The sequence below is a fragment of the Herbaspirillum sp. B65 genome, from assembly GCF_000333555.1.
Taxonomy (GTDB): domain Bacteria; phylum Pseudomonadota; class Gammaproteobacteria; order Burkholderiales; family Burkholderiaceae_D; genus Herbaspirillum; species Herbaspirillum rubrisubalbicans.
In genome coordinates, this window is the sequence record NZ_BADI01000714.1 from 1 (window position 1) to 12,030 (window position 12,030).

Here is a 12,030-nt window from a genome sequence, read left to right on the forward strand (position 1 = left end):
TCTTCTGCGCAGATGCAAGGCGGTGGCAAGGGCGGCGCGTTCTCCTTCGGCAAGTCCAAGGCGCGCATGTTGGATGAAAACAGCAATTCGGTGACCTTCGCCGACGTCGCCGGTTGCGATGAAGCCAAGGAAGAAGTGCAGGAGCTGGTCGAGTTCCTGCGTGATCCGACCAAGTTCCAGAAGCTGGGCGGCCGCATCCCCCACGGCGTGCTGATGGTCGGCCCCCCGGGTACCGGTAAGACCCTGCTGGCGCGCGCCATCGCGGGTGAAGCCAAGGTGCCGTTCTTCACCATTTCGGGTTCGGACTTCGTGGAAATGTTCGTCGGTGTCGGTGCCTCCCGTGTGCGCGACATGTTCGAGAATGCCAAGAAGCACGCTCCCTGCATCATCTTCATCGACGAAATCGACGCCGTCGGCCGCCATCGTGGCGCCGGCATGGGCGGCGGCAACGACGAACGCGAACAGACCCTGAACCAGATGCTGGTGGAGATGGACGGCTTCGAAGCCAACTCCGGCGTCATCGTGATCGCCGCCACCAACCGTGCCGATGTGCTGGACAAGGCGCTGCTGCGTCCGGGCCGCTTCGACCGCCAGGTGATGGTCGGCCTGCCCGACATCCGTGGCCGCGAACAGATCCTCTACGTCCACATGCGCAAGGTGCCTATCGCCCCGGACGTCAAGGCCGACATCCTGGCCCGCGGCACCCCCGGTTTCTCCGGTGCCGACCTGGCCAACCTGGTCAATGAGGCGGCGCTCTTCGCTGCACGTCGCAACAAGCGCTTGGTCGAGATGCAGGACTTCGAAGACGCCAAGGACAAGATCGTCATGGGCCCGGAACGCAAGTCGGCCGTGATGCGCGAAGAAGAACGCCGCAACACCGCCTACCACGAGTCCGGCCACGCTGTGGTGGCCAAGCTGCTGCCCAAGGCCGATCCGGTCCACAAGGTCACCATCATGCCGCGCGGCTATGCCCTGGGCCTGACCTGGCAACTGCCGGAACATGACCGCGTGAACATGTACAAGGACAAGATGCTGGAAGAGATCTCGATCCTCTTCGGTGGCCGTATCGCTGAAGAAATCTTCATGCACCAGATGTCCACCGGCGCTTCCAACGACTTCGAGCGCGCCACCAAGCTGGCCCGCGCCATGGTCACCCGCTACGGCATGTCCGTGACCCTGGGCACCATGGTGTATGAAGATTCGGAACAGGATGCCTACTTCGGCCGCATGTCGTCCAAGACCGTCTCCGAAGCCACGCAGCAGAAGGTCGATGCTGAAATCCGCAGCATCCTGGATGAGCAATATGCGCTGGCCCGTCGCCTGCTGGAAGAAAACCGCGACAAGGTCGACGTCATGGCCAAGGCCCTGCTGGAATGGGAAACCCTGGACGCCGACCAGGTCAACGACATCATGAACGGCGACGAACCGCGTCCGCCGCGCAATGGTACGCCGACCAAGAAGTCGTCTTCGGACAACAACCGTTCCGGCGACGTTTCGCCTAATGCCACTGCACCGGCCTAAAGGCTGATGACTTGATGGCTTGAACCGGCAGTCCCGACAAAGGTGAGGAGCGATCCTCACCTTTTTCTTTTTGTACGCTTCCAGGTGCGCCCTTGAACAAAAGTGTAGCAGTCGGCCAGTCGCGGTGTATCATGCTGCGCCACGCGAGCTGCCCCGGCAGGTCGCTCATGAAGACAAGGCTCATAGAAGCAAGATGACGCAAGCATTCCTCAAATGCGGCAGGTTCCGCCTGCCGGTACAGATCGGCCGCCGGCCGCTGGTGATGGGCATCCTCAACCTCACGCCCGACTCCTTTTCCGATGGCGGTCGCCATCACTCGCTGGAACTGGCCTTGAGCCACGCCGAACAGATGATCGCCGATGGCGTGGACATCATCGACATCGGCGGCGAGTCCACCCGCCCCGGCATTGCCCCGCTCTCGCTGGAGCAGGAGCTGGAGCGCGTCATGCCGGTGATCTACGCACTGCGCGACTGCGGCAAGCCATTGTCGCTGGATACCTACAAGCCCGCCGTCATGCGCGAAGCGCTGGCAGCCGAGGTGGACATGATCAATGACATCAACGGTTTTCGCGCCGAAGGTGCTATCGAGGTGGTCAAGGACAGCGAAGCCGGCCTGTGCGTCATGCACATGCAAGGCCAGCCGCAGACCATGCAGCAGGCGCCGGAATATGAAGATGTGGTCAGCGAGGTCGAGCAATTCCTGCGGCAGCAGGTCGATCTCATGCGTGCTGCCGGCATCGGGCGTGAACGTATCTGTATCGATCCCGGTTTTGGCTTTGGCAAGACAGTGGAGCATAATCTGACTTTGCTCAAGAACACGCGCCGCCTGATCGATACCCTGGACCTGCCGCTGTTGGCCGGGATGTCGCGCAAATCCATGATCGGTGCAGTCACCGGCAAGCCGCTGGAGCGTCGTCTGGCTGGCAGCATCGGCGCCGCGCTGGCGGCAGCACAGCAGGGCGCGATGATCATCCGCGTGCATGACGTGGCCGAGACGGTCGATGCGCTCACCATGTGGCAGGCTGGGCGCGGAGATATCTGATATCTGACCAGGGGTGTCATCGACAACGACATCATCGACAACAAGCGAGACAAATCAAGTTTCAGGCACAGCGGCGGGATCATGAGCCTCCCCCCCAGCCTGTAGTACATAGACAGAGGATTGAAGATGGCAGCAAAGTATTTCGGCACCGATGGCGTGCGCGGTCGCGTGGGCGTGGCACCCATCACCCCTGATTTCGTCATGCGCCTGGGCTATGCCGCCGGCAAGGTGCTGGCCAAGAGCAAGGATGGCATGGCCCGCCCGACGGTATTGATCGGCAAGGACACGCGCATTTCCGGCTACATGCTGGAAGCCGCGCTGGAGGCGGGTTTCGCCGCCGCCGGCGTGGACGTCTGGCTGGCCGGCCCACTGCCCACCCCGGCCGTGGCCTACCTGACCCGGGCCCAGCGCCTCTCGGCCGGCGTGGTGATCTCGGCCTCGCACAATCCTTACCACGATAATGGCATCAAGTTCTTCTCGGCCAAGGGCAACAAGCTGCCCGATCAGGTCGAGGCCGACATCGAGGCGGCGCTGGAGCAGCCGATGGAGTGCGTACCCTCGCAAAAGCTGGGCAAGGCACGTCGCCTGTCGGATGCGGCGGGCCGCTACATCGAATTCTGCAAGAGTACCTTCCCCGGCGCCATGGATCTGCGCGGGATGCGCCTGGTGGTGGACTGCGCCAACGGTGCGGCCTACAACATCGCCCCGCACGTGTTCCATGAACTGGGAGCCGAAGTCATCACCATCGGCAATCAGCCCGATGGCCTCAACATCAACGAGGATTGCGGCGCCACCGCTCCCAAGGCACTGGTGGCCTCGGTGCGGGAATACCGTGCCGACCTGGGCATCGCCCTGGATGGCGATGCCGACCGGCTCATCATGGTCGATGGCAGCGGTCGCATCTACAACGGTGATGAATTGCTGTACCTGATGGTCAAGGACCGCCTGGCCACCGGCGCCGTCGATGGCGCGGTCGGCACCCTGATGACCAACATGGCCCTGGAAGTGGCCTTCAAGAAGATGGGCGTGCCCTTTGCGCGCGCCAAGGTGGGCGACCGCTACGTGCTGGAAGTGCTGCAGGAAAAGGGTTGGCTGCTGGGCGGCGAAGGCTCCGGCCACCTGCTGGCGCTGGACAAGCACACCACGGGCGATGGCATCGTCTCGGCGCTGCAGGTATTGTCGGCCTTGAAGCGCGCCGACCAGACCCTGGCGCAGATGACGGCCGACATCAGCCTGTATCCGCAATCGCTGGTCAACGTCAAGATTCCTGCCGGCTATGACTGGAAATCCAATACCGCCCTGCAAACCGAGAAGAGCGTGGTCGAGCAACTGCTGGGCGAGCGCGGCCGCGTGCTGCTGCGCCCCTCCGGCACCGAGCCGCTGATCCGCGTCATGGTGGAAGCCGAGGAAGCCGAACTGGCGCGCTCCATGGCCCAGCGTATCGCCGCCAAGGTACTGTAAGTAGAAATAGAGCCTGTTTCGGATCCGAGGACGATGTCTAAAGAGCTAGCCCACATCCTGATGGTCGAAGACGAACCCAGCATCGCGGAGCTGTTGCGCTTCACGATGGAGGGTGCCGGCTTTGCCGCCACCATCGCCAGCGACGTGGCCCAGGCCCGCAAGCTGATCGCCGAATCGCTGCCGCACATGGTGCTGCTGGACTGGATGCTGCCCGACAGTTCCGGCCTGGTGCTGCTGTCGGAGTTGCGGCGCGACCAGCGCACGGCGGCGCTGCCGGTCATCATGCTCACCGCCAAGGGCATGGAAGAAGACAAGGTCAAGGGCTTGAACGAAGGCGCCGACGACTACGTCACCAAGCCCTTCTCGCCCAAGGAACTGGTGGCGCGGGTACAGGCCCTGCTACGCCGCAAGGCCCCGGAAATCGGCAGCCAGGCGCTGCGCTATGGCGAGATCAGCATCGATGTGGAGCGCCGCCAGGTCTCGGTAGCGGGTAAATCGGTGCTGCTGGACCAGGCCGAGTTCAAGCTGTTGCGCTACCTGGTGGCGCACCCGGATCGCATCTTCTCGCGCGCCCAGTTGCTCGACAAGGTGTGGGGCGACCATACCTTCATCGAGGAGCGCACGGTGGATGTACACATCATGCGCCTGCGCAAGTCGCTCGGTGACCTGGCGCATTACGTGCAGACGGTGCGCGGGATGGGGTACAAGCTCAGTACCGAGCAATGAGGCAGCCAGCGCTAAAAAGCTGAAAACCTGAAAAGCCAAAAGGCGATCTTCGGATCGCCTTTTTTCATGCCAGGGTGCGCCAGCAAAACGATGGTAGACGGGCTCAGTCCAGCGGCACGCTGCGATAGCGGTTCACCTCGGAGGCCGATACCAGGCTGCCCTGGTTGCCCCAGCTATTGCGCACGAAGGACACCAGCGCAGCCACTTCCTGATCGCTCAGTTGCGGTCCGAAGGGGGGCATCCCGAAGGGATAGGGATTGTCCGCCGTGGAAGGCGGAAAGCCGCCATTGAGCACGGCGCGGATGGCATTGACCGCCTGCGGCCCGGCAATGGCGTGATTGCCGGCCAGCGGCGGATAGTCCGGCGCGCTGCCCTGGCCCTTGCTGCCATGGCAGTCCACGCAGAGTTCGCCGTAGAGCTTCTTGCCCTGCCGGAACAACTGATCGGCCTCGGCCGGTTCGGCTTGCGCGGGCATGGTCGGGGTAGCGTCCGGCAGCGATTTCAGATAGAGCGCCATGGCCTGCAGGTCGGCTTCCTCCAGGTATTGCAGGCTGCGCCCGACCACTTCCGACATCGGCCCCAGCGTGGCGCCGCGCGCCGAGACCCCGCTCTTGAGCAGCGCCACCACCTGCTCTTGGCTCCAGCTCCCCAATCCCTGTGCGCCCCCATGCAGGGGCGGCGCATACCAGTCCTGCAGCGGGATCATGCCGCCGGCCAAGGATAGCGGCGCCAGGCTCGCGCCCAGGCTGTTGCGCGCACTGTGGCAGGCGCTGCAATGTCCAGCGCCCTGCACCAGGTAGGCGCCGCGGTTCCACTGCGCACTGCGCGCCGGATCGGGCTGGTAAACGCCTGAAGTGAAGAAAAATGCGCGCCATAGGCCCAGCAGCGGGCGCTGGTCGTAGGGGGAGCGCAGTGCATGTGAACGATTGGGCTGAGAAACCGCAGGCAGTCCCTGCAGGTAGGCAAACAGGGCGTCGCTGTCGGCCCGGCTCAGGCGGGTGTAGTTGGGGTAGGGGAAGGCCGGGTAGAGGAAGCGGCCATCGCGTCCGCGCCCGTGATGCAAGGCGCGCCAGAAGTCGTCGGCGCTCCAGTCGCCGATGCCGGTGGCTTTGTCGGGCGTGATGTTGGAGGTGTAGAGGGTGCCGAATTCGGTGGCGATGGCGCGTCCCCCGGCATAGGCGGCACCGCCCCGCATCGTATGGCAACCCATGCAGTTGCCGGCACGCGCCAGGTATTGGCCCTGCAAGCGCTGGGCCTGGCGGTCGCTGACCGCGACGGCCACGCCGGGGTCTTCACTGCGCAGGCTTTGCCAGGCGATCACGCCGCCGGCAGCGGCCAGCACCAGCAGTACGGTCGCCAGCAGCAGCGACAGGCCCAGGCGCAGGCGTTGGTTCATCGCGCCGCTCCTGCGGCCTCACCCGCCGCCGACATGCTGCCGCACTGCACCGGCAGCGCCTGCGGCAGGGTGGCGGCGGGCGCATAGGTGGGTGGCACCGGCTGCGAAGAGAGCCAGCTACTGACGGCATGGAGGTCTTCCGGGCTCAAGGCGCGGGCGATCTGGCCCATGCAATCCGGTGCCTTGGCCGTGCGTTCGCCATTGCGCCAGGCACCGAGCTGGGCCGTGAGGTAGTCCCGTGGCAAGCCCAGCAAGCCTGGGATCCCCGGTTGCACGCCGGCCAGCCCGGCCCCATGGCAGGCGCCACAGGCCGGGACGCCTTGCGCCGGCCGGCCCTGGCGCACCAGCAGGCGGCCGCGCTCCAGCACGGCGGCGCTGGCATCGGCGGCCACCGGTGGCGGATAGGGTGGATGCTGGGCGGCGAAGAAGGCAGCGATCTGTTGCAGGTAAGCGTCGGAGAGATTGCCCAGCAGGTAGTTCATCATGGGATAGCGTCGGCGGCCATCGCGAAAACTCTGCAACTGGTGCAGCAGATAGCCCTCGGGCTTGCCGGCGATGCGTGGGTAGTAGCCATCGGCGGTGGCCCGCCCTTGCTGGCCATGGCAGGCGATACAGGCTGCTACGCGTTCGCTCATGCCGGGCACCCCGCGAGCCTCGCCCGCCGGTTCCTGGGCCAGGGCCAGCGAGGCTGCCAGCATCGTCCCCAGCGCGGCGGTGGCAAGTTTCTTCATCTTTATCGTGGGCGAGCGCATCGGGCTATTGTAGTCCAAGCTGACAAGCTGCTTGCAGCTTTGCAATGCCAGGCGCAGCGGATACAATAGCGGCCTTGCTGCCCCCGTAGCTCAGTGGATAGAGCGATCCCCTCCTAAAGACAATTGGGCAGCGGATGCCGAAAGGCGCCGCATGAATGGAGTCAAAGTCGGTGAACCCTGACAGCGCATGGTCTGATGATGCGGCTGCTGGCAATACCGAGCCAAGCCGCTTGTTCGCGCAAGCCGGAAGGTGTAGAGACTAGACGGCTCCGGCCTGTAGACCCCTGTCCTCGCTGGGCAGCGTCCATGGCCAAGGTATAGTCCAGACTACAAACATCTGATATTTGATGTCTGATATCTGAATATCCGATGGTGGCGAAAGCCATAGTGGTAAGAAGGGATAGGTCACACGTTCGATCCGTGTCGGGGGCACCAGAAGCAATGAAAACGGGCACTTCCTTGGAAGTGCCCGTTTTTTTTCGTGCTCGCCGCTGGTATGAAAAAGGCGCAGCCCGCAAGCTGCGCCCTGGTCTCCCTATCCTTGGTCTCAATGTCCCTGGTTGGTATTGTCCAGGAAGCGCCGCGCACTCTCGCTCTGCGGGCGGTTGGCCGATGCGCCAGGGGCCGCGCCCGGGCTGCCTGGAGCGCTCCCTGGCACGTTCGGTGCCGGTTGATTGTTGGCTGGTGTGGCCGGGGTCTGGTTGGTGGTCCAGCCGAAGAAGTTCGCCAGCGCATCGCCTGCCGTCACACCGACATTGGTCACTAGGCCATTGTTGGGAGTGAAGTTGTCGTAGTAGGGCTCGCCATCGATGAAGCGGATGCCATCCGGCACCGGCTGGTCGAACTGCGGCACGCCCTTCAAGGCCTTGGCCATGTAATCGACCCAGATCGGCAGTGCCAGTTGCGCGCCGAATTCCTTGCTGCCCAGGCTCTTGGGCTGGTCGTAACCCATCCAGGCGACGGTGGCCAGGGTGTGCTGGTAGCCGGCGAACCAGCCATCCACGGCATCGTTGGTGGTACCGGTCTTGCCGGCCAGGTCGGTGCGGCCGATGCTGTTGCTGCGCGCACCGGTACCGGCCTGGGCCACCGACTTGAGCAGGTTGGTCATGATGTAGCTGTTGCGTTCGGCCACCACGCGCGGTGCGCCATTGCCCACGATCAGCGGGTCGGCCTTGGAGAGCACCTTGCCACGGGCATCGGTGATCTGCGAGATCAGGTAGGGCTGGATCTTGTAGCCGCCGTTGGCAAACACCGAATAGGCCGCCGAGAGCTGCAACGGATTGGTCTGTCCTGCCCCCAGCGCCATGGGCAGGTAGGGCGGCACCTTGTCGGTATCGAAGCCATAGGTCCCGGTGATGAAGTCGCGGGCATAGGGCACGCCGATGTAGTCCAGCGTGCGGATGGCCACCAGGTTCACCGACTTCTGCAAGGCGGTGCGCACCGTCATGGGACCGGCCGGGGTTTCGTCATCCTTGGGTTCCCAGTTCGGCTGGCCGGGGCCGGCCGGGTAGGAGACCGGGGCATCGTTGACGATGGAGGCCGGTGCAAAACCCTTCTCCAGCGCGGCCGAATAGATGAAGGGCTTGAAGGTCGAGCCCGGCTGGCGCCAGGCTTGCGTCACGTGGTTGAAGTTGTTCTGGGTGAAGTCGAAGCCACCGACCAGGGCGCGGATGGCACCATCCTGCGGCACCACCGAGACCAGCGCCGCTTCCACCTGCGGCAACTGCACCACCTGCCAGTTCTGCTTGGCATCCTGCATCACGCGGATCAGCGCACCCGGCGCGATGCGGATGTCCTTCTTGGCCTTTTCCGACAGGGCCGCGGCGACGAAGCGCAGGGCTTCGCCCCTGATGCTGATCTTGTCGCCGCTGCGCAGCACCGCATCGATCTGCTTGGGGCTGGCGGCCACTACCACGGCGGCCAGGATGTCGTCGTTGTCGGGGTGGTCGTCCATCACATCGTCGATGGCCGAGGCGCGGTCCTCGGCATTGGCCGGCAATTCGATGGTTTCTTCCGGGCCGCGATAGCCATGGCGGCGGTCGTAATCCATCACGCCCTTGCGCACGGCCTGGTAGGCGGCCTGCTGGTCGGCGGCATTGACCGTGGTGTAGACGTTGAAGCCCTGGGTATAGGTGTCTTCCTTGTACTGGGCGTACACCATCTGGCGCACCATTTCATTCACATATTCGGCGTGCACGGTGTACTGGCTGCCCGGGGCGCGCACCTTCAGCTCTTCCTTGGACGCCTTGTCGTACTGCGCCTGGGTGATGAAGCCCACGTCCAACATGCGTTGCAGGATGTACTGCTGGCGGATGTGGGCGCGCTTGGGGTTGACGATGGGGTTGTAGGCCGAGGGTGCCTTGGGCAGGCCGGCCAGCATGGCGGCTTCGGCCAGGGTGATGTCTTTGAGGTCCTTGCCGAAGTAGGTGCGGGCGGCGGCGGCAAAGCCGAAGGCGCGCTGGCCCAGGTAGATCTGGTTCATGTAGACCTCCAGGATCTGGTCCTTGGTCAGGGCATGTTCGATCTTGTTGGCCAGCAGCACTTCGTAGAGCTTGCGCGAGAAGGTCTTTTCCTTGGTCAGGAAGACGTTGCGCGCCACCTGCATGGTGATGGTACTGGCGCCCTGCGAGGCGCTGCCGCGCAGCACGTCGGTCACCAGCGCGCGGGCGATGCCGATCCAGTCGATGCCGCCGTGTTCGTAGAAGCGATAGTCTTCGATGGCCAGCACGGCATTCTTCATGTCGGCCGGGATGTCGTCGAGCTTGACCAGGCTGCGTTTTTCTTCACCAAACTCGCCCAGCAAGACCTTGTCGGCGGACCAGATGCGCAGCGGCACCTTGGGGCGGTAGTCGGTGATGAGGTCCAGCGAAGGCAGGCGCGGGTTGATGAAGATCAGTGCATAGACCACCAGCAGCGCGCCGGCAACGCCCAGACCGAGGATGGACAGACCGATGAACTTGGCGACGTTGATACTGAGGAAGCCGCGCTGGCGGCGCAGGTCCGGCAAAGAGGAGAAAGGCATGGGATGAGTGCGAATCGGGATGCGCTATCTTACCGCATCGCGCCGCCGGGCCGGCAGGCCACTCAGGGGCAATGCTTAACCAGTTGTAACATCGCTCCCGTATGACGGGGAAATTCGAGGGTTTGTCGTTATTTTTCATCTATCCCGTTGCTATGATGCAAACCAGGGGCCGGTAATCCGCCTTGTGCCGGCTGGCGCTACGCTTAAATCAGCATTTCGGCGGCGCAGTCGGTACAATGCCGCTCTTGCGCTTTTTCCGCATCAAGCGCCTTCGCAATCCATCCTGCGCGGCCCCGGCCGTCGCATTCACGCAGATCAGGCAATACACGCTATGGCAGTCATCTCCCTCACCGACGCGCAACTGGCCTTTGGCCACGTGGCCCTTCTCGATCACGCCGAATTCTCGCTGGAGACCGGCGAACGCATCGGCCTGATCGGCCGCAATGGCACCGGCAAGTCCTCGCTGCTGAAGATCATCGCCGGCCGCTCCAAGCTCGACGATGGCTTGCTGGTGATGCAGCAGGGCCTGAAGATCGCCTACGTCGATCAGGAGCCGCATTTCCCTGCCGAGATGACGGTGTTCGACGCCGTGGCTTCGGGTCTGGGCGAGTTGCCGGCGCTGCTGGCCGAATATGAAGCCATCACCGGCCAGTTCGGTGGCGATAACGACGACGCCTTGCTGGAACGGATGCACCAGATCCAGACCGTGCTGGATGCGGCCGACGCCTGGTCCATCGGCAACAAGGTCGAGACCACCCTGGACAAGCTCAACCTGAACCGCGAGGCCCGCATCGGCGAGCTGTCTGGCGGTATGAAGAAACGTGTGGCGCTGGCTTGCGGGCTGGTGGGCAACCCTGACGTGCTGCTGCTGGACGAACCGACCAACCACCTCGATTTCGGCTCCATCCTGTGGCTGGAAGGGCTGCTGCGCGACTTCAAGGGCAGTATCCTCTTCATCACCCACGATCGCAGCTTCCTGGACAATGTCTCGACCCGCATCATCGAACTGGATCGCGGCAAGATTCTCTCCTTCCCCGGCAACTTCACGACCTACCAGACCCGCAAGGCCGAGCTGCTGGCCAATGAGGAAGTGGAAAACGCCAAGTTCGACAAATTCCTGGCGCAGGAAGAAGTCTGGATCCGCAAGGGCGTGCAAGCCCGCCGCACCCGCGACGAAGGCCGCGTGCGCCGGCTGGAAGCCCTGCGCGTGCAACGCAGCGAGCGCCGTGAACGGCAGGGCCAGGTCAAGCTGGAAGTGGGTACCGGTGAGCGTTCCGGCAAGATCGTGGCGGAACTGGAGAATGTGAACAAGGCCTACGGTTCCAAGACCATCGTGCGCGACTTTAGCACCATCCTCATGCGGGGCGACAAGGTCGGCCTGATCGGCCAGAACGGCGCCGGCAAGACCACGCTGTTGAAGCTGATCCTGGGCGAGGAAGCGCCCGACAGCGGCACCGTCAAGCAGGGTACCAAGATGCAGGTGGCGTATTTCGATCAGATGCGCGCGCAACTGAATGAAGAAACGACCCTGGCCGATACCATCGCGCCGGGCAGCGACTGGGTCGAAGTCAACGGCCAGCGCAAGCACGTGATGACCTACCTGTCGGACTTCCTGTTTGCCCCCGAACGCGCCCGCTCGCCGGTGCGTACGCTCTCCGGTGGCGAGCGCAACCGCCTGCTGCTGGCGCGCCTGTTCGCCAAGCCGGCCAATGTGCTGGTGCTGGACGAACCGACCAACGACCTCGACATCGATACCCTGGAACTGCTCGAAGAGCTGTTGGAAGAGTATGACGGCACGGTGTTCCTGGTCAGCCACGACCGCATGTTCCTGGACAACGTGGTGACCCAGGTGATCGCCGCCGAAGGCAATGGTGTCTGGCGCGAATACGTGGGCGGCTATTCCGACTGGGAACGCCAGCGCCCGACCCAGCAGGCGGCAGCCTCCAAGGCAGCGGCCAAGGCCGCCGACAAGAGCGAGAGCAAGGCCGAGTCAACCATGGCCGCGCCGGTCGTGGCCGCCCCGGTGGCCAAGAAGAAACTGAGCTACAAGGAACAGCGCGAACTGGACGAACTGCCCCAGCGCATCGCCGCGCTGGAAGCAGAACAGAAG

Annotated in this window: 8 protein-coding genes; 5 read left to right on the forward strand and 3 right to left on the reverse strand. The window is 63.8% G+C overall.

From position 1 onward, the window contains the following. The 4 genes from ftsH to I5W_RS16785 all read left to right on the forward strand — a co-directional run. Positions 1–1,521 (forward strand): ATP-dependent zinc metalloprotease FtsH (gene ftsH, locus I5W_RS16770; RefSeq protein WP_044530078.1); only part of this gene is annotated, 1,521 nt, incomplete at its 5' end. 193 nt (positions 1,522–1,714) lie between these two features. Next, positions 1,715–2,563 carry a dihydropteroate synthase gene (gene folP, locus I5W_RS16775; RefSeq protein WP_044530079.1) on the forward strand — a complete coding sequence of 283 codons (849 nt, stop codon included), beginning with the start codon at positions 1,715–1,717 and terminating at the stop codon, positions 2,561–2,563. A gap of 126 nt (positions 2,564–2,689) precedes the next feature. Beyond that, entirely contained in the window at positions 2,690–4,024 is a 1,335-nt protein-coding gene (gene glmM / locus I5W_RS16780) for a phosphoglucosamine mutase (RefSeq protein ID WP_026052184.1), read from the forward strand. A gap of 33 nt (positions 4,025–4,057) precedes the next feature. Next, the gene (locus tag I5W_RS16785) at positions 4,058–4,750 is read left to right on the forward strand and encodes a response regulator (RefSeq protein ID WP_017453633.1); all 693 of its coding nucleotides are present in this window, start codon (positions 4,058–4,060) and stop codon (positions 4,748–4,750) included. 103 nt (positions 4,751–4,853) lie between these two features. Here I5W_RS16785 and I5W_RS16790 read toward each other — a convergent pair whose 3' ends face one another. The 3 genes from I5W_RS16790 to I5W_RS16800 form a co-directional block, all read right to left on the reverse strand. Then, a complete protein-coding gene (locus tag I5W_RS16790; protein WP_044530080.1) occupies positions 4,854–6,146 on the reverse strand; it encodes a c-type cytochrome in 1,293 nt (430 codons plus the stop codon). Beyond that, the gene (locus I5W_RS16795; protein ID WP_252717062.1) at positions 6,143–6,877 is read right to left on the reverse strand and encodes a c-type cytochrome; all 735 of its coding nucleotides are present in this window, start codon (positions 6,875–6,877) and stop codon (positions 6,143–6,145) included. Before I5W_RS16795 ends, I5W_RS16790 begins: the two co-directional genes overlap by 4 nt. Positions 6,878–7,445: 568 nt before the next feature. Then, positions 7,446–9,920, reverse strand: a complete 2,475-nt coding sequence (locus tag I5W_RS16800) for a penicillin-binding protein 1A (protein WP_044530082.1) — start codon at positions 9,918–9,920, stop codon at positions 7,446–7,448. A gap of 331 nt (positions 9,921–10,251) precedes the next feature. Between I5W_RS16800 and I5W_RS16805 the strand changes: the two genes are divergently transcribed. Next, positions 10,252–12,030 (forward strand): ATP-binding cassette domain-containing protein (locus tag I5W_RS16805; protein WP_044530083.1); only part of this gene is annotated, 1,779 nt, incomplete at its 3' end.

What these genes read in the sequence shown, in the direction of transcription:
- folP (WP_044530079.1), top strand. Translation starts at nt 1,715, where the DNA reads ATGACGCAAGCATTCCTCAAATGCGGCAGGTTCCGCCTGCCGGTACAG.
- glmM (WP_026052184.1), top strand. Translation starts at nt 2,690, where the DNA reads ATGGCAGCAAAGTATTTCGGCACCGATGGCGTGCGCGGTCGCGTGGGC.
- I5W_RS16785 (WP_017453633.1), top strand. Translation starts at nt 4,058, where the DNA reads ATGTCTAAAGAGCTAGCCCACATCCTGATGGTCGAAGACGAACCCAGC.
- I5W_RS16790 (WP_044530080.1), bottom strand. Translation starts at nt 6,146, where the DNA reads ATGAACCAACGCCTGCGCCTGGGCCTGTCGCTGCTGCTGGCGACCGTA.
- I5W_RS16795 (WP_252717062.1), bottom strand. Translation starts at nt 6,877, where the DNA reads ATGAAGAAACTTGCCACCGCCGCGCTGGGGACGATGCTGGCAGCCTCG.
- I5W_RS16800 (WP_044530082.1), bottom strand. Translation starts at nt 9,920, where the DNA reads ATGCCTTTCTCCTCTTTGCCGGACCTGCGCCGCCAGCGCGGCTTCCTC.